This is a genomic window from Pseudomonas hefeiensis, assembly GCF_030687835.1.
GTDB classification, from domain to species: Bacteria; Pseudomonadota; Gammaproteobacteria; order Pseudomonadales; family Pseudomonadaceae; genus Aquipseudomonas; species Aquipseudomonas hefeiensis.
The window spans coordinates 378,712-398,752 of record NZ_CP117449.1 but is presented as its reverse complement, the minus strand read 5'-3'; the positions used below and the strand labels follow the sequence as shown (position 1 = coordinate 398,752).

The following is a 20,041-nucleotide window of genomic DNA, read 5'->3' as shown; positions in this document are numbered from 1 at the left end:
GAGTACTCTTGTCGGGATACTTAGTTCTTTTGCTCGATCCGGAAGGCCAGATAATTTGAGGCGAAAATAATCAAGGCTCCGACTAATACCCAGATTTCAAGGCTCTCGCCATAGAGAAAAAATCCCACCACGGCAATGAGCGGCACCCTGAAAAAATCAATCGGTATGGCAATGGACGCGTCCATGACGCTCAGTGCTTTGGCCATGGCGAAGTGCGCGCTTAAACCCGTTACACCTAACAACAAAATCCATGGGGTGCATTCGAGCGTAGGTGTTCGCCATTGTGCAAGAGATAGCACAAAGCCCAAGGGCAACTGTAGAAGCACCATCCAGCTCACGATGATGGCGGGGCTGCTGGTCAACGTCAGTTTTTTTACCATGATGATGGACGTTGCATAACCGACAGCGGCTAGCAGAACGATAAGCGCTGCGGGTTCAATAGTGTCAAAGCCAGGCCTCAGAACGACCAGCACGCCGATAAAACCGCCGATGGCGGCGAGCATCCTGGCGGCGGAGAGCCTTTCTTTCAAGAATAAAAATGCCAGCAGGGAAACCCATATCGGGGTGGTGAACTCCAGGGCAAAGACCTTAACCAACGGAAGCGACGCCACGCCAACGGTCCAGGCATATTGTCCGGCGAAATGAACCACATTCCTGCCGACCTGCAGACCCAAGTCCAGCGCCTGCCTGAGTTGAGCGCGCTGTTTGTAAATAACCGGAGAAATAATGATCAGTCCGACAAAGGACCTGAAGAACAGGATCTCGAAGATCGACATGAACACGGAAAGCTCTCTGGAGGCGACGGCCATGCCAATGAATGAGAGCAGGCTCGCTACCATCCATAATGCTCCAATTAACGACAGTTTTACTTGATGCATTTGCGATCCTTTTTTACTCAGTCATTGCTCTTGTTATCCATGATGAACGGTGCCCAGTTTGGCGACCAGATAATCAATAAAACGGCGAGCCTTTAACGGCAATTTTATGCAGCTAGAGTAAAGAACATTAACGGGTAGCACGGCAAGCTCATAGTTTGGAAATAACCGGATCAGTTTGTTGGCCTGGATATCGTCTTTTATCATCCAGGCTGGCAGGGCGGTTATCCCAAGAGAAAAAAGTGCCATTCGGTGAATTAACGTTAGCGAGTTCGAGCCATAGCGAATGGTGGGTTTTATGACAAACTGTTCTGTCCGACTTTTTCTTAGAATCCACTTTCCTTCTTTATAGAATTTTTCGTTGGTAATCCACGGCAGGGTATTAAGGCAGCTAATGTCCTCCAGGGAGTGTTGTTCGGTGAACTCCGGACTCGCGATCAGATAGCTCTGGAATTCCGATATCTTTCGGTACTTGAATGACGAATCCTGGAGATTACCAAGGCAAATAGCTAGGTCGTGTTTTCCACTGGCAAGACTGGAAAGCGGCAGGCCGACATCATGGACGATTTTTAACTGAGGATATAACTTCGAGAATTCGGCGATGATCGGCACAATAAAACGTGAGCCATACTCCCTGGGTGATACAACCCGCAGTACGCCGCAGACGTGCTCTGATTCGCCTTTCAAGGTTTCAATTGAGCAGTCGATTCTCTGTTTGATGTCGATAAAGTCATCGTAGAAACGCTGTCCGGCTTCTGTTATGGCCAACGACCGAGTGGTTCTGCTGATTAAGGTTGTGCCCAGGGAAAGCTCAAGCTCTTTGATGTGAACACTGACCATACTGGTACTAATATTGAGCTGCGCTGCCGCACGGGAAAACGATTTGAATTCGGCAACTTTGAGGTAAGCAAGAACCCTATTGTAGTTAAAGTCCATTGTCGCTCCAGTCCTTGGATCGTTGAGTTTGCAGTTAGCTAGTGCTCGACACCATGTACCGTACAATACACATTGACAATTGGCGTAGCAATCATACTCCGGCGTCAGGATAGTTGTCGCCTCGGGGGGGCGAAAAGAGACTGGTCGTGCCGTACTTTTCAGCTGAACGCAAAGCCGCATTACTCAAGACTGCTTCCCTCGCTGAGCCCCTGGGCTGGGAGGTTTACGAGGAGGAAAGCGGCGAGAAAACCGCTGAGCTACTGCAACGCAGCGTGATCGGCTAGCAGTGTTTACGCGAACCGCTTGTGCTGCACTCGGACAACGGAGCGCGGGTGTCAATGCCATCATAAGGGTAGATTTTGAGATAAGCCTGAGCCCATAGCGTTTATAAAATACTAATTATCAGCAGGTTATGGTTTGCTTCGACTCCTGGTGCCACCATACAAAACGAAGCCCTCGCAAAAAAATCGAGGGCTTTGCTGCTCCTGCACGTCCACTTTCTGTCCCCACACGGAACTCTGTGGGAGCGAGCCTGCTCGCGATGAGGCCATCACCACCACCGACACTCTGCCGGCCGGGATGGAGAGCTGTCCGTCCTGAAGCACCACGCCCGAAACAACCTCAACCAAACAACACCTTTAGCCAATGATCCTCACCCACAATGGCGATCGAAGCCCCCGCCTCCCGCAGTTCCACTGCCTTCATGATCTTCGTTCCGTAGGTACTGTGGCGCCACTGCTCATTACCCACGCTGCCGACCACCAGGTAATGCACCTTCTTACTCACGCCGCCCCCAATCAAACCACCCCGTTCTTCGACTAACGCCTGGCAATCTTTGCGCGGCCCAAAGGCCATGACTCCCGTAAACACAAACATCCGGCCATCCCACACCAACTCAGGAGCCGGCGTGTTGAATGGAAGATCCGTAGGAGCAACGGCAACAGCACCGCCGACCTTTGGCCTCTCTATGTCCAGTCCAGAAAAACCATGCAGGATATTAAGCAGCTCAAGAGCCTCATCCGGGTCCAGAACATCGTCCTGAAGCATGCACGCCAAACGCGAATACAACAGATTGATCACCGGATCGTTCAGGTGCGCCAGATTGCTTTCCAACCATTGCTTCAGGAACATCGCTTCAGTGGTATTCACAACACCATCTGCCGCAATCCCGGCAGCCAGCCCGACCAATGCGTCAGCAGCGCGTCGATCAATACGGGCGCAGTGGAAGAACTTACTGTTTTCGAATTCGTTGTGTAGGTCCATTACGAGCGTTCCTTGGAGGGTGTTGGCTCGGCGCTAAGCGCGATCATTTACGGCAACACCAAATAAAGCTAGCACTCTGCCATACATGCGCAAGCTCGCTCTGTCCGACCAGATGCTATCCCCTCGCTAGTGACACCCAGTGATCCACAATCCCTGGGCTCCTGCCAGATGGCCCCACCCACATCGTATCCAGGGTTACAAATCCAACTCATCAGGACGTTGACGCCCTCCCCCAGCAACCTAAAATGCCTACCAAATACCCGCCAAGCCTAGGTTGACTCGATCAGCATGCTCAAATCGTGCGGGTTTTTTCTGAGTTAAAAACGATGTGATGTAACCGACTTGATCAACACGGACAGCCAATGGAAGTCTCGCCTCACCGAAATCATGGATCAACAGAAACAGGGTTATTTGACACTCATGGGGTTTCCGAATGATTGGAAACGTCAGCAGCAATGGTGTCTGGTGTAAGACTCCCAGGAACAGACCACGATTAATTTACTGCTTCACTGATTTCGCGACCTTAGCTCGGACACGAATCGCTTTGTCTTTCGCCACTTCGAAATGGTGCACGCGAGAAGGTGGGCGCTTATTTCGCTCAATTTCGTCCATTTGCGTCATGCTCTCGACCAGCCGGCCGAATAAATTCTTTTCCATCATCTCTATCCTCTGTTTCAACTCGCTCACTCAGACGAGCCGATTCCGCGGCTGTCATTTGATGCACAGAATCGAACAAATCTTGCGGAATGCTTACATTCATCATTCCTTGCTGATTACTCTCACCGCTTGCCTTTACCCCGTGGTTGGCAGGTGACATCCACAACGACGTAAATTATTGCCCATCCATAAAAATACCTAAACCTCACCCGCCAGCATCGCGCCACGATTGCAGCCTTCCCAATCGCCCGTTACTCTCTGACCGTCGCTGCCAATTCAGCGACCGGGCGTGAGAACCCGAAACAATCAAGGCGCAAAAGCGCCCATAATCCATCGTGGCGTTTTTTTTCGTCTGCGATGTCGTTTTATGGCGGCCGTGCGTGGGAGACCTTCGGGTCTACCGGTTGCCTTGATTGCCGGATTCTCACCCCGCGCATGGCTGCCACCCCAACCTGTGAGAAGGTCGGTGGCAGCTCTTTCAAGTCAAGGAGCCAGACAATGCCAAACCCGCAAGACCTCAAAACCCCAGGCCTAACCCCCTTCTCCTTCCACTCCGATCGCCCATTGTTCCGCGTCAACAGCGGCATTCCCATCGGCGAAGCCCTGTCCCACGCCTCCGACCTGCTCCACGTTGCCAAGCTCTTGGCCGAGGACGCGGCGATGATTCGCAGCACGGATCGGTACGCCTGGGCGTCGTGTTATTTGCAGGATATGAGCAAAGCGGTGATTGATGACGTGGTGAAGGTGCTGGAGGCGCCGGGGAGTCATCCTGCTTAAGAGCTGCGGGGGCAATGCTGCTCCGAGGGGGCAGCATTGAATTTTATTTGCAGGAGCGGATTAACGAAGGGCCGCTGCGCAGCCCAACGAGGATAAATCCCCTCGCCACAGAACCTGGTTCACTGCGCGACAGCGCAGCGTCGAAGACGCGGCGGCCACTCCCTCGCCACGGGGGCTACGGACAGAGCACGATTACTGGCAGTAATGAATAGGCGGACACCAAATCAACCATGGTCTGTCCCCCGTTTCCTACAAGAACGCTCTGGCGCTGCGGGCCCAATACCCACGCAAGCGCATCATGTCGCCAAGCGATAGGTAGACTGCACCAACCCCGAAGCAAACCAGCGGCTGGATACCAGTTTCAGATCTACGTCCTGCCCAAGAGCCCCGAACAATGGCCTTCCGGAGCCGATCAGCACAGGTACAGTGGTAATCACCATGTCGGTGATTAATCCATCGCGCAGGAATGACTGCACCACCTGTCCGCCATCGACATAGACCCGACGTACGCCTTGTCTCGTCAGTTCCTCCATCACGTCCTTGGGCGCGAGGCTAGAGAACCGGAGCTTGCCCTTCAGCGCCTCGGGCACTGGCGCATCCAACAGGCTTTCAGACAGCACCACCACGGGGCGCTCGTAGAACCAGGTGTCGAAGGTCCGAACCTTCTCATAGGTTCCGCGTCCCATCACGATCACGTCCTTGTCAGCGATGAAGTCTGAGTAGCCATGGTCCTCGGTTTGATCATCGCGCTGTAAATGCCAGTCGATGTCACCGTCGGGCCTGGCGATGAAGCCATCCAGGCTGGTGGCGATGAAAACATGTGCAGTGGCCATCAGGATCTCCTTATTCATACGGGGTATTTCGATGCCCGGCGTCGAGAAACACCTGCTGGCATTGATCATCCATTGTGCAATCGCTCCCATCGCTTGTCTTCGGGCCCGTCGGTCGTTGGCGTTATCGGCAAGCGGGCGTGAGCGCCCGAAGCAATCAAAGCGAACCTCCGAGCGCTCCGCCGGCCCTCAACTACACTTGCCCTGAAATCCCGTCCCCTCTGGAGTAGTAGGCGATGAAGATCAGGACCAAGATCATAGGCTCGGGGTTGATCAGCCTTTTCTTTGCCCTAGTGCTCGGCGGTATCGGCTTGTGGGGCTATATCAGCATGACCAGCGCCCTGGCACGCAGTGAGACCAGTATTTCGGCGATGCGCAAGCACATGGAGGCGGACATGATGCACGACGCCATTCGTGGTGATGTGTTGGCCGCTTTGCTGGTGGCGCCGGGGGATGCCGCGGGAGCCAAGGAGGTGAAAGAGGCGTTCGATGAGCATGCGCAACGGATGCGCAAGGTCATCGCCGAGAATGCCGAGGCCCAGTTGCCGCAAGCGATCGCCCAGGCCGTTACCGAGTTGAAACCACAAGTCGAAAGTTATATCGCGTCGGCGCAGCAGGTGATCGATAAGGCGCTGGCTGGCGCCCAGGACGGCCGGGCGTTGCGGACGGAGTTCGACGGTGCGTTTTCGGCGCTGGAGGAGCGTAACGAGGCGGTGAGCGAGTTGATCGAGAGCCAGGCCCATGAAACCCGCGAGCATCAGGACCACAGCATTCAAACGTCGGAGCGCTGGCTGGTTTTCACGTTGCTGGCCACCTGCGTGGCGTTGGCGCTGTTGTCGTGGAGCCTGCTCAAGGCGGTGCTTACGCCGCTGAATAAAATCATCCTCAACACCCAGGCGATTTCCCAAGGGGATTTGCAGCGCTCGATGGGGGCTCAAAGCAAGGATGAGCTGGGTCAGTTGCAAGGTGTGATCGAGCAGATGCAGGTCAATTTGCGGCAGATGATCGCCACGATCCGCAGCCAGAGTGACGAGTTGCATGGCACGTCGCGCGTGCTGGGCGATACGGCGCGGCAAATTGTGTCCAGCGCCGATCATCAGGCTCAGAGCGCGACCAGCATGGCGGCGAGCATGGAGCAGATGATGGCCAACATCAGCCAGATCCATCAGCACGCCGACAGCGCCCGGACGATTTCGGCGCAGTCCGAACAGCTGGCCAGCAGCGGCGGGCAAGTGATTCTCGGCGTGGTGGAGGGCATGAACAGGATCGCCGAAGTGGTCAATCAGTCGTCCAGCAAGATCACCGCGCTGGATGCGTCGTCCGAAGACATTCACTCCATCATTCAGGTGATCAAGAGCATCGCCGAGCAAACCAACCTGCTGGCGCTCAACGCCGCCATCGAAGCCGCCCGCGCCGGGGAGGCGGGGCGTGGTTTTGCGGTGGTGGCCGATGAGGTGCGTAACCTGGCGGCGCGCACCACCCAGTCCACCCAGGAAATCACCGCGATGATCGAACGCATCCAGACCAGCGCCCGGGATGCGGTGGCGAACATGCAGGCTTGCGTCAGCCGCGTGGACGAAGGCGTCTCACTGGCCCAGCAGGCCGGGGTGTCCATCAGCGAAATCCGCACCGGTGCCCGGCATGCGGCAGAAGTGGTGGAGGAAATTTCCCAGACCATTGCCGAACAATCCAAAGCCAGCGATGAAATGGCTCAGAGGGTGGAGTCGATTGCCGAGCAGTCCCGCGAGAACACCCGCTCGATTCACAACCTGACGCAAACAGCGGATCAACTGAACGATGCGGCGGGGTCGATGCAGTCTTCGGTGCAGCAGTTCAAGATTTGATCAATCGGCTGCATTCACATTTGTGGCGAGTACGCTTGCTCCTGCTGGGTTGTGTAGCAGCGTCTGCTTTCAATAATCGCGAATTATTGAAAATTATGGCTGGGCAATAATTATTGCCCAGCCATAAAACACCCTAAAAGCCTGACTCACACTTCACTTACCTCAAACACAAACGAAATCTCCCGCTTCTGGGCGCTCCAGACGTACCGGATATGCTTGCCCTGCACCGGAACCGAAACCGCCGGAGGGCGAAACGCCGCCACGCATTCGTGCCCGGACAGGCGGACGCTGTTGTACAGCAAGCCCCAGGACAAGGTTTCGCGCAGTTGCCGGGCGAACACCTGGGACGGACCGTAGGCGGTGGGGTCCGGGTCGTGCAGGTGCGGGTAGTCGTGGCGGATGTCGTGCAGCGGCTTGATGACCTTGTTGACGTACGTGCGCATGGTCAATTCCAGATCCGGCTCGTTGGTCGCCCCGAGGAATCGCGCCTGGTGGTAGCAGGTCTCGGCAATGGCGGCTTCCTGGCTGCTGGCGGCGTAGTAGACGCCGAAGGTGCCATCGCTGAAGCGGCTGCTTTTGCCGATATGGGTAAACGCGGCCATCACCGGCGAGGAGCCGGGCCCGGAAATGCGGTCCTCGGGACGGACCCGGGACAGCACGCCGGCTTCTTCCATGAGCCGGTCGTTGGTCAGTGCTTCCAGGGCATACGCGGTGGGCAGGTCCTCGGGATCAAGCACGTCTTCGAATAGCGCAATCGGCGGGAAGCTGCTGTTGACGATCCGGTAGGCACGCTTCCATTGCGGGTCCGCCAGTCGTGGCGTCATCAACCGCGCACTCCGTCGAGATAACGCCGCACATCGGCAATGTCCACCACCCGCCCGGCGAGCATGTAGGCCAGTGCCGACTGGCCGTTGAAGGGCGCAGCGGTATTGGGGCTGTTGACCCACTGGTAAGCGCGGTCCCGGCTGTTGCTGAAGATGATGCTCAGCGCCTTGTGAATACCCATGAGGTAGGAAATGCGCTCCAGTGTGTCGTGAGGCAGCCTTACGTTTTCCGGTAATTGTTTGTACTTATAGAAAGTCGTGTTGCCTACCTTGCCCAGCAACGTGCGCTGCTGCTCGACGCTGCAGCCCCACAACGCCATGAGGTTGAAGAAAAACTTCAACGCGACCCGACCCGCGTCTGGAGAGTCCAATTGTTGCTGTGGGTTGAGGGTGATGGAGGAAGTCGCCATGAGGTTGGGCTCCTTTGTCGCGGGGTGATGCTTAGAGGATAGTACAGATATGGAGCATTCGTAAGTTTTTATTCGCAAATGGATTCGATCGACCTCTTATCTGAACAACTCGGCATGGCTTCCCAAGTCAACAAACGTAACCAAGTCCGAGCGCGAATGCTCATAAATCAAAAGGAAGTCACCGCCAATATGGCACTCTCGAAATCCATCCCAGTTACCAGTCAATGCATGATCCATGTATTCACTCGGTAGCTGCTCACCCAAAAAAAGCATAACCATCACATGCCGCACTTCATTCATATCGCGCCGCCCTGCCCTTTTGTAACGCTCCCAGGACTTTTTGAATTCAGAGGTATATGCGCATTGCTTCGGTAATTCAGCGCGCTTTTGCTTTTCTCCCGGTTTCGCCATCAGCCTCTCTCAGCATGTCGTCTATCGAATTGAATCGTTGACGGATGTCCCGTGCCTCAATCATGGCCCGGGCGGTCTTGTCCGAAGGCACTCGCACCTCGAATGGAAGCCCCTGAGTCTCAACAACCTGACGCAGGAAAAGACGCATCGCGTCGCTAACACTCAATCCGCAAGCGTTCAAAACCTCGGTGGCACGGGCCTTCAATTCCTCATCAATGCGGCAACGCACGTCGGTGGTTTTCAATAATGCACCCATGGAATAAACCTCATCATTAACTTTGTAGCTACATTGGCGCTACCTCAGAGCATTGTGGTAGGACTGCCGCCATGGGTCAACGTCAGGTGGATAAGCGGCCTGTATGGATAAAAGGCAGGTTTGGCATCGTCTGCATTAAGGGGTCTATTTCAACATGAGTTTCCAAGGGCGAATATCAGAGCGATCAGCCATGAGACTGAGAGTGCTCCGAGATCCGTGCAGGATTTTTCGCAAGGCCGCCCCATATGCCCCCGCTAACTGATCCTGGTCAGCACCAACTGGGCAAAATCCCCAAATCCCGCATAAGCTCCAACCATCGTCTGCCGGAGCTTTTCGCCACAAAACCGCGACAATCGTGGCAAGGTACATGATGATAGCCGGCATGCACTGCCTGACCCGGGCCAGGTGCACAACAATAGCGAGCCCACTTAAGCAGAGGGCATTACCTTATGGATAGCAGAACCTTACGCAACCTCATGCGCATCGTGCAGACCGGCTCCTTGTCGGCGGCGGCGGAACATTCGTGCCTCACGGTGCAGGCATTGGCGGCACAGTTGAACAAAGTTGAGGAGCAGTTTGGCTTCCGGCTGTTCCGGCGTTCGAACAAGGGCTTGACGTTGACGAGCCAAGGCTCGGAACTGACGCCGTTCATGGATCAGGTGCTGGTTGCCACGCGGCAGTTGGAAGAGAAGGTCGCGGCGCTGAAGACGCCCCGGCAGCGCACCCTGAGAGTGGCGCTCAATACCACCCTGCCGGCGGAGTTCAACCGGCGGATGATCGATCGGCTGATCGCCGTGTTTCCCCAATATCAGTTGGAGTTCAGTTACGCCGAGTCGATGGAGAACCTGAGCAAGCTCAAGAATGAAGATTTTGACCTGGCGATCCTGATCGGCCCACAGCAGAGCGGCTTTTCCAGCATCACCATGCCGGATGTTCAGGTACAGGTGGTCGGCGCCCATTGCGGCGAGGAGGACGATTCCCTCGGTTTGCTCGGCGATAAGTTTCAGGTGCGTCCGGCCGAAGAGTGTCCGTATTCCCACAGCTTCCTTCGCTTTCTGGATGCCGGGCTGGGCGAGTACGGCTCGAGCCAGCGAATGGTGTATTCCTGCAGTGAAACGCTGACGTTGTCGTTGATCACTCAGCTCGATGGCCTGGGACTGGTGTCCCGGGAAGCGGCGCTGCGTAACGACTTGACGATTTTCCCGGACTTCGAGGATTTCCTCGAAGTCCGCCTGGCGGTGAATAATCCGGAGTTGTCCGGCCAGGCACTGCACGATGTTGTGGACCTGACGCTAAAGGAACGAACCGAGCGCGATGTACGCCGCCGTGCCCACCGCCACACTGAGAAACAGGTTGCGGCTGAAGTACGCACATAACAGCGTCGGAATCGCGGCATAGAATTCCGGGCGGTCGAGTTGTATCTGCTGATCCTTGATCAACAACGGGGTGAGGCTGATGGCAGCGACGATCGCCACCGGCAGGTACTCCAGGGCTCGGGCGACGAAAGGCGGCCAGTTTTCAGTGTTGACCTGTAGCGGCAGGGCCCGTGGCAGAAAGGTCACCGCCATCATCAGGGCCACGACCAGGATCAGGAACGTTTGGTCAGGCATACGCCCACCCCGCAGCCAACGAACGTGGCAATGAAGACATTGAACGGCGAGCTGCCCAGCAGGCTCAGCCCGCCCATGCAGGCGACCGCCGCCAGGGCGGCGATCAGTTTGTTACGGGTGTTGCACAGCGAAACCAGCACGTAGAGCATCATCGCGGTCAGGGCGTAGTCGAGCTGGTATTTGATCAGGTGCGCCGCGTATTGCGCACACACCGCTCCCAACAGGCCGCCAAGCACCCAGGAGGTGTGGCAAAAGAGGTTGAAGCCGATCAGGTAACGCACGCTGACCGGTGCCCCGGTGCCGAGCTTGACGCTGTGGAAGGCGAACGACTCATCCGTGAGCCCCGCCGCGTAGCACCAGCGCTCGAAACGACTGAGCCCCAACGCACGCAATGCCTTGGCCATGTACACCGACATCAGCATGTGTCGCGCGTTGATCAGAAAGGTGGTGAGCACGATGGTGGTCAGCGAGGCTCCGCTGGAAATCAACGCCAGCGCGGCAAATTGTGAAGCGCCCGCGTAAACGAACAGGCACATCGCCACCGGCAGCCACAAGGGCAACCCGGCGTTGACCGCCATCAGACCGAACACAAACGAAACCGTAAAATAACCCGCTACCACCGGACTGGCTTCAGCAAAGGTACGCGAGGCTTGTTGTTCGACCACCAGCGGCTGGCTGGAAGTCTTGCTCATAGATCCCTCTCGAAAGTGATTTCACCCCGAGGCTCGCAAAAGCCTTGGGCTGCCCAAAACCGCTTGCCGGCCAGATTAGCATCGTCGACGAACAGGAACATGCGCAGTACGCCGACCCGTTTCATGTCGGCCGATGCAGCCTCTACCAGACGCTGGCCCAGGCCTCGGGTGCGATGCCCTGGGCTGACGGCCAGGTGATTGATGGTGCCACGGGTGCCGAGCATGCCGCCAATCACTGCCCCCACCACTTCACCGCTGACATCGACGGCCAGGTACGCAGTGGTGGTGTCCTGCAACAACACCCCACGCAAGAATCGGGCATCCTGCCACTCGCAGAACGACACTTCGTCGAAACCGCGAAAGAATTGCTCCAGTCGTTCGGCGTCCCTGACCATTGCCCGGCGCAACAGAACCTGTTGCTCCAGATCGTCCATGGGTTCGAGCTGTTCAGCGAACAATGTCAAAAGCGGTCCCGGGCCGCGAGAAGGAAATCGCCAGGATCTGCCTGAAAGCCATTTCATGGCTGTGGGCGTTCCGGGCCGGGGTGACGTAATGACGCATGTCGCGGTCGAGGAAGAACGTGGTGTCGAGAATGTCCTCGTAAGTCATCGCCGCCAGTTGTTCTTCCTGGGCGGTGTACAGACGACTCTCTGCGCCGGCCACATTATGACGGCCCCAGAAATGCACGCCGCTGAACGGATACCCGTCGCAATGGATCCCCTCAGGGGTGATTTCCAGTTGCTTGCCCGGCTTGATCTCGATACGGATCTGATGGATCTGGCACTGCCAGATTTCCTCGTGCAGTTCCTGGGGGAGGACGTTCTTGTACACCTCAAAGTCCGTGTCGATCAGACTGCGCATCACCGGCGAGTTGATCACTTCGTTGGAAAAGTCCTGGAAGTGCCGCTCCAGTCCACCGACATAGCTGTTGTTGGTCTTGGACTGAATGTAGGCCCGGTGCTCGAGCTGCGCGAGGTCGCGGGTCCTGGGGTTGTATTCGAAGTCGCTGTAGCGGCGAAAACGCATGCCTGACTCGGACTGGCCGTAGTAGCTGTCGGGCTCCATGTTTTCCCAGCTTTTGGTCAGCCGGACAAAGTCGCCGAAATGACCGTAGAGATTGAAGTCTCCACCGCGGACGTTGACGTATTTGTCACGCCTCAGTGCTTCGCCTACTTCCCTGTTCAGAACGATCATTTTTCATAGGTCTCCACTGCATTGAGCGGCCTAATCTAGTAGGTACAGGATTTACGTCCATGAGAAAGTATTTGAGGCATTTCAAGCCGTGCTTGAAACGGTGCAGAAAGTTTCATTAGTACGACTTTTTCTCGGGAAAACAGACTGTTTCAACGGTATTTTCGCCGCCCAAAGAAAAAACCCCGAGTTTGCGCTCGGGGTTTTTCATCAGGCGTTTGTAACGTGATCAGGCATCAGAAGACGCTGATCGGATAATCCACGAACACCCGCAGCTCGTTGCCGCTGACGTTGTACTCGCTGGATTTCTGCGAAACACGCAGGAACGAACTGCGCAACCGCACGCTCAGGTCTTTGGCGGGGCCGTTCTGGACCACGTACTTGAACTGGTTGAAGATCTCGCGCTCGGTGCCGCCTTCGCTGGTGGAGGTGGTGATGTTATCGCCACGCACATAAGCCACGTTGTACGTCAGGCCGGGAACCCCGAACGTGGTGAAATCCAGGCCATAACCCAGTTGCCAGCTGCGCTCGTCTTCTGCATTGAAGTCGGACCAGTAGGAGTTGGCCAGGTAGATCGTATTGCCGCCGTCACCCACACGATTCTGCTCACGCTGATAACCGCCGTAGGCGTAGCCCAGGTTGCTGTCGCCGGTGCTGCGCTGGTGAGCGAGGGTGAAACTGTGCGGCCCGGTGGCGAAAGTGGCGGCCAGGCTCCAGATCTTGTTGTCGTCGCCAGTGACGTTGTTTTCGCGAACATAGCTGTTGTCCAGCTTGGTGCGATAGCCATTGAAGTCCAGGGTCAGGGACTGATCCTTGGCCAGCGGGAATACGTAGTTGGCGTTCACGTACTGTTTCTTCAACACGTCCTCGACATCCGAGGCATAGAGCGAAGCCTTGAACTGCTCGGTGAACTGATAGCTGCCGCCCAATACATTGATCGACTTCAGACCACCGCTGTCACGACCCTCGGCGCTCTTGCGCGACTCGGCGGTGAAGCGTCCAGCGTTCAGCTCCAGGCCCTTGATCTCTTTGGAGGTGATCAGCGTGCCTGTGTAGCTTTCCGGCAGCAGGCGCGAGTTGTCATAGTTCAGCACGGGCAGGGCCGGCATCTGGTCGCCGTAGGCCAACACGGTATTGGAAACACGGAATTTGACCGCCGCACCAAACTTGGACAGGTCATCGGCCGCGTTGCCGCTGTCGCCTTGTTTAAAGAAGTCGATGCCGCCCGCACCGCTGCGACCTTTGCCGCCATCCAGACGCAGCGCGTACAGACCGAAGGCGTCAACACCCACACCTACAGTGCCTTGGGTAAAACCGGACGAGAACGTTCCGATGGCGGCCTGGCCCCATTCGGCTTTGTCTTGGTTACCGTTTTTGTAGTCGCGATTGATATAAGCGTTGCGTAACAGCACGTTCAGGCTGCTGTCCTCAACGAATCCCTTGGACTCAGCCTGGTCGCTGGCCATGGCGTATGTCGTGTTTAAAATCCCCAGTGCGATCAGAGCAATGCGCTTGTTCAACATGATTATTTTCCTTGTACGGGTTGATACGCACTGCGACGGGCAGCCGAAACGGCGCTTTTGCGCTCTTTTTCGGACTCTTGCTCCTGAAAATAATGAAAAGGCCCGCCCACGAATGATCGGGGCGGGCCTTTTTATTATTTAAGAGTCATGGCTGTTAGCCACAGGCGTGGACGAATCCTAGTCCCGCCTTCAACAATGTGTCAATTTCGTGAATCGTCTGTCATCAGGCGAAAAACCGCTAAAACAATTTTCAAATGGGGATCAGGGTTCGACACAAAACCATCAGCCACAAAAAAAGCGCTGCCATCCTGGCAAACGCCTTTTATCAATCCATCGAATTCTATCCTTGCATCACGTCCCACAGCGCATCCAGCTCAGCCTCGCTGAACAAGCCAGCGGGATAGCGTTCCATGATCATCCGACGCGGGTCGGGTTCTCTGATCTGACGCGTTCCGTTGGACTTCAACCACTGTGCCAAGGCTTTAAGCGACTCACCATTCACAACGGCCAAGGGATGGTATGTGCGCTCGCTTATCATATTCATTCCAGCGCCCTCTCCTGGTTGATGAGCGGCCAATTTATCCAAGGTTTATGACAAAACAACTCAGCTCCGCTCCCCAGAACTGCCAGGAAGCAGATACAAGAGCTGTGCCAATCTGTCCGCGCAGCCGGTAGACAGACATAAAAAAGCCCGCGTCCCCCATCAGGCCGCGGGCCAAAGCAAAATGGATCCAAAAACCCGGCGCAGAGCCGCCGCCAGCGCTATTCCCAAGCTGTTACATCACCACTCATTTTGTGCACGGTGCAGGCTGCTGTTGGGTAAGGCAGTGGATGTTTCCGCCCCCCAGTAACAGTTCGCGACCCGGCACCATGACCACTTCGTGCTGTGGAAAAAGGCTTTGCAGAAGCGCCTGCGCCGCACCATCCAGCGGATCGTCAAAGCTCGGCGCGATTATGCCGCCGTTGACGATCAGGAAATTCACGTAGGAACCGGCCAACCGCACGGTCGGATTGCGCTCCTGGGAGCCTTGCACCGCATCTACGCCGGCGCATTCCTCTTCGGTGGCATACAGCGGCCCCGGAATCGGCATTTTGTGCACTGTGAACGGGCGTCCCTTGGCGTCAGTGCTGTTTTGCAGCACCTCCAGCGCGGCGTGGCAGCGAGTGTGGTTCGGGTCCTGCGGGTCGTCGGTCCAGGCCAGCAATACTTCGCCAGGGCGCACGTAGCAGCAGAAGTTATCCACATGCCCATCGGTTTCGTCGTTGAACAGGCCGTCCGGCAGCCAGATGATCTTGTCCACCGCCAACTGCGCGCTGAGTACCGCCTCGATTTCTTCACGGCTAAGGTGCGGGTTGCGATTGCGGTTGAGCAGGCATTCCTCGGTGGTGATCAAGGTGCCCTCGCCATCGACGTGAATCGAGCCGCCCTCAAGCACGAAGCCTTCGGTGCGGTAACGCGGGCTGCGTTCAATCTCGAGAATCTTGCTGGCTACTTGTGAATCCCGGTTCCACGGCGCATACAGGCCACCCTCAAAACCACCCCAGGCGTTGAAATCCCAGTCGACACCGTGCACTTCGCCACTGTCGTTGATGACGAACGTCGGGCCGGTGTCCCGGACCCAGGCGTCGTCGCTGGACATTTCCACCACGCGGATATTCGGCACGTCGAGGCGCGCCCGGGCATTTTCGTATTGACTCGCGGACACCGCCACGGTCACCGGCTCGAAGCGGGCGATGGCTTTGGCGACCGCCACATGAGCGGCCTGCGCGGGCTTGCCGCCCAGGCGCCAGTTGTCCGGGCGCTCGGGCCAGACCATCCAGACCTGGGTCTGAGGTGCCCACTCGGCGGGCATGTGGAAACCATCCACGCGGGGAGTGCTGTGCAACGTTGTCATAAATCAGGACTCCAGTGAGCCATCGAGGGTTTTGATCGAGCCGTACAGGTCCGCACGACGATCACGAAAAGTGCCCCAGGCACTGCGAATGTGTTCCAGCTCGTCCAGGTCAAAACTGTGCACCAACAGGCCATCTTCGGTTTCGTTCAATTCCTGGACCTTTTCACCGAACTGATTGGCGATGAACGAGGAGCCGTAGAACGTGATGTCGTAGCCGTCCTGCTCTTCGTTGCCGATGCGGTTGCTGGCCACCAGCGGCATCAGGTTCGCACCGGCATGGCCTTGTTGCACACGCTGCCAGTGATCGCGGGACGAAATACTTTTGTCGTGCGGCTCGCTGCCAATGGCGGTCGGGTAGAACAGAATTTCCGCGCCTTGCAGCGCCATGCTGCGGGCGCACTCGGGAAACCACTGGTCCCAGCAGATGCCCACGCCGATCCTGGCGTAGCGAGTATTCCAAACCTTGAAACCGGTATCGCCAGGGTTGAAGTAGTACTTCTCATGGTAACCAGGACCGTCCGGGATGTGACTCTTGCGGTATACCCCCAGGTTACGGCCATCGGCATCAATGATCGCAATACTGTTGAAACGCGCACGACCGGCCCGTTCAAAAAAGCTGATGGGCAAGACGACCTGAAGCTCCCTGGCGACTTTCTGGAAATGCCTGATGGCGACGTTTTCTTCGACCGGGGTCGCCAATTGCAGGTAGTCCGGGTTGGGCTTCTGGCAAAAGTACGGCGTCTCGAACAACTCCTGGAGCAGGATGATCTGCGCGCCTTTGGCGGCGGCCTCGCGGACCCGCTGTTCAGCGATCTCGATATTCGCCTCCAGATCCCAGGAACAGGCCATCTGGGTGGCGGCGACGGTGACGATACGACTCATCAATGGAGCTCCAGAGCATGGGTGGTGTCGACTTTATAGCCGATAAAAATCGGCATTAAAAGTCAAAATCACTCAACTACTGGCATCTCATGTCTAAAAACTCGACAAAAATCGATTCTAAACATGCTAGACCCTGTGGGAGCGGGCTTGCTCGCGAAGACGGCGGCACATCCAACATCGCCTACAACTGCCCCACCGCTTTCGCGAGCAAGCCCGCTCCCACAGGAAATCATTTGCCTCAGTTAGTCAAAACCCCTCCTCCAACACCTTCGCCAACATATCGACAAAGAAATCCACGCTCTGGCGGCTGGTGACCATCGGCGGTTTGATCTTGAGGATGTTCAGGTAGTCGCCAGTCGGTTGCATGAAAATGCCCAGCTCTCGTAGGCGATTGCACAGCGCTGTGGTTTCTTCAGTGGCCGGCTCAAGGGTGTCGCGGTTGCGGATCAACTCCACGCCCAGGTAAAAACCGGAGCCATGCACCGCACCGACCAACGGATATTGGTCGATCAAGGCTTGCAGACGGGCCTTGAAATGCCCGCCCACCACCTGGGCGTTTTCCCACAGCTTTTCTTCTTCCATGACATCCAGAACGGCCATGCCGATCTGGCAACTGACCGGACTGCCGCCGGCCGACGAGAAGAAATACCCTTCTGCTTCCAGCGCCTCGGCGATTTCCCGGCGGGTGATGACTGCACCCAGCGGCTGGCCGTTACCCATGCCCTTGGCCATGGTGATGATGTCCGGCACTACATCTTGCTCTTCGAACCCCCAGAAAAATTCGCCCATGCGCCCGTAGCCGACCTGCACCTCGTCAGCGATGCAGACACCGCCGCGCTCGCGCACCAGCGCGTAGACCTGCTTCAGGTACCCCGGCGGCAATGCGATCCCGCCGGCATTGCCGTACACCGGTTCGCAGATGAAGCCGGCGAGCTGGCGCTTGTGTTCGGCGATTTTCGCCAGGTTGTGCTCGACGCTGCGCACGTAGTCCGGCGCGCTGTTGGGGCCGCGGAATTCACCGCGATACGTGTTCGGCGCGGTCACCGGATGCACCCAATCCGGGCGACTGCTCAAAGCCTGGGGGTTGTCGGCAATGGACGTCGAGACCGCATCGGCCGCTACCGACCAACCGTGATAGGCCTCCAGCACACTGAGCATGTCCCGACCGCCGCTGTAGGCCCAGGCCAGGCGGATCGCCAGGTCGTTGGCCTCGGTGCCGCTGTTGACCAGAAACACCCGGTCCATGCCGGGCGGCGCCAGTGCCAGCAAACGCTCGGAAAACTCGGCAATCGCGGCATAGTGAAAGCGTGAGTTGGTGTTGAGCAACGACCATTGCCGGGCGGCCACCGCCGCCATGCGCGGATGCCCGTGCCCCAGCACTGCGACGTTGTTGAGCATGTCCAGGTAAGAGCGGCCCTGCATGTCGATCAGGTGATTGCGCCAGCCGCGCTCAATGCGCGGCGGATCAACGTAATAGTGCTTCTGCGAGCGGGCAAAGCTTGCCTCGCGACGGGCCAGCAGCTCCTGGGGGTCGATCTCTGGCTCGGCATCGCAGGCAAGCCCCAGCAGCACCGCCGGCGAGGGGCAAAGCGCCTGCCAGGCCGGCGCCCTGGATGGCGTGCAGAACAACGGCGGGTTCAGTTGGACGCCGCGACACAACTGCACCCGCAACGGCCCATCGACTTCGCCCAAGACCTGGCCCTTGACCAGCGCAGCCCCGGAATGCAGCGGCGATGTTACGCCCCACAGCCGAACGCTCAGTTGTACGCTGTCCAGTTGCAGCATGCCGTCGGCGGCCTTGTGCACCACCCCGGCGAACGGCGACTCCAGTGGCGTGCCCCGCGGTACCTGCAATTCCACGTGTAATGGATAAGTATCCGGTTCAACGGCGCTGTCCGGCCGGGTCCGAGACAATCGGTACTGCCCGTAGCGGCTGGCGGCCAATCCATGGACCGCGGCGGCTTCGCTCAGCAGCCGCTGGTCGACCCCCTCCTGCTCCCAGTTGCCGGCTTCGAAATGCGGGCTCAGCACACCCAGGTCGATCAGGGCGAACTCGCGGCCCACCAAAGTCGGCAACAGCGGCACGAAACCTTCGCTGACAACGGGTGGCAGGTCATGGCCGACAGCCGTGAGGATCGCCGCTTCCATCAGTTCGAACGGCACCGACTGAGCAATCCGGAAAATTTCCCACTCATGGTCCAGGTTGTCGCGGCTGTATTGATTGTCCGGGTCAATGGATACCTGCTGTTCACCGCTGAGCACCAGCACGGCAGCGCGGGCAACGATTAGCGGCCAAAGCGCCAGCAACTCCTCATGTTGCAGTGGGTTGAGCGCGTTGTAGGCCTTGATCGCCGGCAGGATGAAAAACGGATCGCCGTCGGCATGGTGCAACAAGGCTGCACAGGTCACCGACAGATCGGTAACGCGCCAGGTGCGGATCAGGTCGCCGAAATCGATGACACCCTGCAATTGCCATTGGCGCTGGACATCGCGCTGCCAGACCACGTTGTCATCGGTGATGTCCATGTGGATCGCCTGCACCGGCAGGCTGGCCTTGAGCGGCTGCAAACGTCGTTCAGCCTGTTGCGCCGCCTCGGCGATCAGGTTGCGCGCTTGATCATCGTCGATGACAGGCAGTAAATGACCGATCAGCGCGTTGGCGTGGCGGGCATCCCATTGCAGGGTACGTTCCAGGCCAGGGTGATCGAACGTGGCCAGCGCCAGGTCGATTTGTGCGCACAACCGCCCCAGCCCCGTGACCAGTTCAGGTCCCCAATGGTTGAGCTGGGTGAGCGGCTGGCCGTCGATGTATTCCAGCAGTCGCACATGAACCGCTTGCCCTGCTATCTCCAGGGTCAACAGATCCTGGCCATTGTTGGCGGCGAGCACCCGCGGCACTTTCACCGCGCCGTGCTCGGCCAGGTGCTTGAGGGCGGCATGCTGGGCCTGGAGTTCCTGAACGGCGTAGTCGCCATGGCAAATCTTCAGTACAAACCGTCCGCGCTCGCTGTCGACGCGATAGTTGAGGTCCTGCTGGCTGCCCAAGGGTCGCAGGTCACCGCTGAGTCCGTAATTCGAGCGCAGCAGCACCACCGCCTGTTCGGCACTGATCTGTGGGCTTGGCAAACTGGCACGGTGAACCAACGTGGCGAGCGGCATACAACG

At 57.4% G+C, this 20,041-nt stretch carries 21 protein-coding genes; 4 read left to right on the top strand and 17 right to left on the bottom strand.

The genetic code is table 11. The annotated features are described in order from the left end of the window. Positions 1-20: 20 nt before the first annotated feature. Both PSH57_RS01695 and PSH57_RS01690 read right to left on the bottom strand, forming a co-directional pair. Entirely contained in the window at positions 21-878 is an 858-nt protein-coding gene (locus PSH57_RS01695) for a DMT family transporter (protein ID WP_305387433.1), read from the bottom strand. Between the two features lie 33 nt (positions 879-911). Further along, positions 912-1,811 carry a LysR family transcriptional regulator gene (locus PSH57_RS01690; protein ID WP_305387432.1) on the bottom strand — a complete coding sequence of 300 codons (900 nt, stop codon included), beginning with the start codon at positions 1,809-1,811 and terminating at the stop codon, positions 912-914. A 146-nt stretch (positions 1,812-1,957) separates the two neighbouring features. On the opposite strand from PSH57_RS01690, the gene PSH57_RS01685 reads away from it, so the two are divergent. Further along, positions 1,958-2,095: a hypothetical protein gene (locus tag PSH57_RS01685; protein ID WP_305387431.1), complete on the top strand. Its 138-nt coding sequence runs from the start codon at positions 1,958-1,960 to the stop codon at positions 2,093-2,095. A gap of 337 nt (positions 2,096-2,432) precedes the next feature. On the opposite strand, the gene PSH57_RS01680 is transcribed toward PSH57_RS01685, so the two are convergent. Continuing rightward, positions 2,433-3,074, bottom strand: coding sequence for a BRCT domain-containing protein (locus PSH57_RS01680; protein WP_305387430.1), 642 nt, complete (start codon positions 3,072-3,074; stop codon positions 2,433-2,435). A gap of 1,155 nt (positions 3,075-4,229) precedes the next feature. Here PSH57_RS01680 and PSH57_RS01675 point away from each other — a divergent pair. After that, positions 4,230-4,508 (top strand): DUF3077 domain-containing protein, encoded by a 279-nt coding sequence (locus PSH57_RS01675; RefSeq protein WP_305387428.1) that lies wholly within the window; start codon positions 4,230-4,232, stop codon positions 4,506-4,508. A gap of 296 nt (positions 4,509-4,804) precedes the next feature. On the opposite strand, the gene PSH57_RS01670 is transcribed toward PSH57_RS01675, so the two are convergent. Further along, positions 4,805-5,341 (bottom strand): dihydrofolate reductase family protein, encoded by a 537-nt coding sequence (locus PSH57_RS01670; RefSeq protein WP_305390260.1) that lies wholly within the window; start codon positions 5,339-5,341, stop codon positions 4,805-4,807. Between the two features lie 233 nt (positions 5,342-5,574). On the opposite strand from PSH57_RS01670, the gene PSH57_RS01665 reads away from it, so the two are divergent. Continuing rightward, positions 5,575-7,182, top strand: a complete 1,608-nt coding sequence (locus PSH57_RS01665; protein ID WP_305387427.1) for a methyl-accepting chemotaxis protein — start codon at positions 5,575-5,577, stop codon at positions 7,180-7,182. Between the two features lie 146 nt (positions 7,183-7,328). On the opposite strand, the gene PSH57_RS01660 is transcribed toward PSH57_RS01665, so the two are convergent. The 4 genes from PSH57_RS01660 to PSH57_RS01645 form a co-directional block, all read right to left on the bottom strand. Then, positions 7,329-8,006, bottom strand: coding sequence for an RES family NAD+ phosphorylase (locus PSH57_RS01660; protein ID WP_305387425.1), 678 nt, complete (start codon positions 8,004-8,006; stop codon positions 7,329-7,331). Further along, positions 8,006-8,416 carry an MbcA/ParS/Xre antitoxin family protein gene (locus tag PSH57_RS01655; protein ID WP_305387424.1) on the bottom strand — a complete coding sequence of 137 codons (411 nt, stop codon included), beginning with the start codon at positions 8,414-8,416 and terminating at the stop codon, positions 8,006-8,008. Before PSH57_RS01655 ends, PSH57_RS01660 begins: the two co-directional genes overlap by 1 nt. Positions 8,417-8,512: 96 nt before the next feature. Beyond that, positions 8,513-8,827: a type II toxin-antitoxin system YafQ family toxin gene (locus tag PSH57_RS01650; protein WP_256232344.1), complete on the bottom strand. Its 315-nt coding sequence runs from the start codon at positions 8,825-8,827 to the stop codon at positions 8,513-8,515. Next, positions 8,793-9,083, bottom strand: coding sequence for a type II toxin-antitoxin system RelB/DinJ family antitoxin (locus PSH57_RS01645; protein ID WP_305387423.1), 291 nt, complete (start codon positions 9,081-9,083; stop codon positions 8,793-8,795). The genes PSH57_RS01650 and PSH57_RS01645 overlap by 35 nt, the downstream gene beginning before the upstream one ends. 449 nt (positions 9,084-9,532) lie before the next feature. Here PSH57_RS01645 and PSH57_RS01640 point away from each other — a divergent pair, with 449 nt between their 5' ends. After that, positions 9,533-10,459 carry a LysR family transcriptional regulator gene (locus PSH57_RS01640; RefSeq protein WP_305387422.1) on the top strand — a complete coding sequence of 309 codons (927 nt, stop codon included), beginning with the start codon at positions 9,533-9,535 and terminating at the stop codon, positions 10,457-10,459. On the opposite strand, the gene PSH57_RS01635 is transcribed toward PSH57_RS01640, so the two are convergent. The 9 genes from PSH57_RS01635 to PSH57_RS01595 form a co-directional block, all read right to left on the bottom strand. Beyond that, complete coding sequence (locus PSH57_RS01635) at positions 10,376-10,693, bottom strand: AzlD domain-containing protein (RefSeq protein ID WP_047226873.1); 318 nt, start codon at positions 10,691-10,693, stop codon at positions 10,376-10,378. The two genes, PSH57_RS01640 and PSH57_RS01635, sit on opposite strands and share 84 nt — an antisense overlap. Next, a complete protein-coding gene (locus PSH57_RS01630; protein ID WP_305387421.1) occupies positions 10,672-11,385 on the bottom strand; it encodes an AzlC family ABC transporter permease in 714 nt (237 codons plus the stop codon). The genes PSH57_RS01635 and PSH57_RS01630 overlap by 22 nt, the downstream gene beginning before the upstream one ends. Then, positions 11,382-11,819 (bottom strand): GNAT family N-acetyltransferase, encoded by a 438-nt coding sequence (locus PSH57_RS01625; protein WP_171061302.1) that lies wholly within the window; start codon positions 11,817-11,819, stop codon positions 11,382-11,384. Before PSH57_RS01625 ends, PSH57_RS01630 begins: the two co-directional genes overlap by 4 nt. A gap of 13 nt (positions 11,820-11,832) precedes the next feature. Beyond that, positions 11,833-12,579, bottom strand: coding sequence for a 2OG-Fe dioxygenase family protein (locus tag PSH57_RS01620; RefSeq protein ID WP_305387420.1), 747 nt, complete (start codon positions 12,577-12,579; stop codon positions 11,833-11,835). 233 nt (positions 12,580-12,812) lie between these two features. Next, the gene (locus PSH57_RS01615) at positions 12,813-14,099 is read right to left on the bottom strand and encodes an OprD family porin (protein ID WP_305387419.1); all 1,287 of its coding nucleotides are present in this window, start codon (positions 14,097-14,099) and stop codon (positions 12,813-12,815) included. Positions 14,100-14,439: 340 nt separating this feature from the next. Next, entirely contained in the window at positions 14,440-14,643 is a 204-nt protein-coding gene (locus tag PSH57_RS01610) for a hypothetical protein (protein WP_305387418.1), read from the bottom strand. 244 nt (positions 14,644-14,887) lie between these two features. Continuing rightward, positions 14,888-15,994, bottom strand: coding sequence for an agmatine deiminase (aguA, locus tag PSH57_RS01605; protein ID WP_305387417.1), 1,107 nt, complete (start codon positions 15,992-15,994; stop codon positions 14,888-14,890). A 3-nt stretch (positions 15,995-15,997) separates the two neighbouring features. Next, positions 15,998-16,876 carry an N-carbamoylputrescine amidase gene (gene aguB, locus PSH57_RS01600; RefSeq protein WP_305387416.1) on the bottom strand — a complete coding sequence of 293 codons (879 nt, stop codon included), beginning with the start codon at positions 16,874-16,876 and terminating at the stop codon, positions 15,998-16,000. A gap of 246 nt (positions 16,877-17,122) precedes the next feature. Further along, positions 17,123-20,035: an aminotransferase gene (locus PSH57_RS01595; RefSeq protein WP_305387415.1), complete on the bottom strand. Its 2,913-nt coding sequence runs from the start codon at positions 20,033-20,035 to the stop codon at positions 17,123-17,125. Positions 20,036-20,041 lie beyond the last annotated feature (6 nt).

Excerpts from the sequence above, each read along its gene's own strand:
- PSH57_RS01650 (WP_256232344.1), bottom strand. The coding sequence starts at position 8,827 with ATGGCGAAACCGGGAGAAAAGCAAAAGCGCGCTGAATTACCGAAGCAA.
- PSH57_RS01645 (WP_305387423.1), bottom strand. The coding sequence starts at position 9,083 with ATGGGTGCATTATTGAAAACCACCGACGTGCGTTGCCGCATTGATGAG.
- PSH57_RS01620 (WP_305387420.1), bottom strand. The coding sequence starts at position 12,579 with ATGATCGTTCTGAACAGGGAAGTAGGCGAAGCACTGAGGCGTGACAAA.
- PSH57_RS01635 (WP_047226873.1), bottom strand. The coding sequence starts at position 10,693 with ATGCCTGACCAAACGTTCCTGATCCTGGTCGTGGCCCTGATGATGGCG.
- PSH57_RS01625 (WP_171061302.1), bottom strand. The coding sequence starts at position 11,819 with ATGGACGATCTGGAGCAACAGGTTCTGTTGCGCCGGGCAATGGTCAGG.
- PSH57_RS01695 (WP_305387433.1), bottom strand. The coding sequence starts at position 878 with ATGCATCAAGTAAAACTGTCGTTAATTGGAGCATTATGGATGGTAGCG.
- PSH57_RS01690 (WP_305387432.1), bottom strand. The coding sequence starts at position 1,811 with ATGGACTTTAACTACAATAGGGTTCTTGCTTACCTCAAAGTTGCCGAA.
- PSH57_RS01655 (WP_305387424.1), bottom strand. The coding sequence starts at position 8,416 with ATGGCGACTTCCTCCATCACCCTCAACCCACAGCAACAATTGGACTCT.
- PSH57_RS01610 (WP_305387418.1), bottom strand. The coding sequence starts at position 14,643 with ATGAATATGATAAGCGAGCGCACATACCATCCCTTGGCCGTTGTGAAT.
- PSH57_RS01595 (WP_305387415.1), bottom strand. The coding sequence starts at position 20,035 with ATGCCGCTCGCCACGTTGGTTCACCGTGCCAGTTTGCCAAGCCCACAG.
- PSH57_RS01640 (WP_305387422.1), top strand. The coding sequence starts at position 9,533 with ATGGATAGCAGAACCTTACGCAACCTCATGCGCATCGTGCAGACCGGC.
- PSH57_RS01630 (WP_305387421.1), bottom strand. The coding sequence starts at position 11,385 with ATGAGCAAGACTTCCAGCCAGCCGCTGGTGGTCGAACAACAAGCCTCG.
- aguB (WP_305387416.1), bottom strand. The coding sequence starts at position 16,876 with ATGAGTCGTATCGTCACCGTCGCCGCCACCCAGATGGCCTGTTCCTGG.
- aguA (WP_305387417.1), bottom strand. The coding sequence starts at position 15,994 with ATGACAACGTTGCACAGCACTCCCCGCGTGGATGGTTTCCACATGCCC.
- PSH57_RS01615 (WP_305387419.1), bottom strand. The coding sequence starts at position 14,099 with ATGTTGAACAAGCGCATTGCTCTGATCGCACTGGGGATTTTAAACACG.
- PSH57_RS01665 (WP_305387427.1), top strand. The coding sequence starts at position 5,575 with ATGAAGATCAGGACCAAGATCATAGGCTCGGGGTTGATCAGCCTTTTC.
- PSH57_RS01670 (WP_305390260.1), bottom strand. The coding sequence starts at position 5,341 with ATGGCCACTGCACATGTTTTCATCGCCACCAGCCTGGATGGCTTCATC.
- PSH57_RS01660 (WP_305387425.1), bottom strand. The coding sequence starts at position 8,006 with ATGACGCCACGACTGGCGGACCCGCAATGGAAGCGTGCCTACCGGATC.
- PSH57_RS01680 (WP_305387430.1), bottom strand. The coding sequence starts at position 3,074 with ATGGACCTACACAACGAATTCGAAAACAGTAAGTTCTTCCACTGCGCC.
- PSH57_RS01675 (WP_305387428.1), top strand. The coding sequence starts at position 4,230 with ATGCCAAACCCGCAAGACCTCAAAACCCCAGGCCTAACCCCCTTCTCC.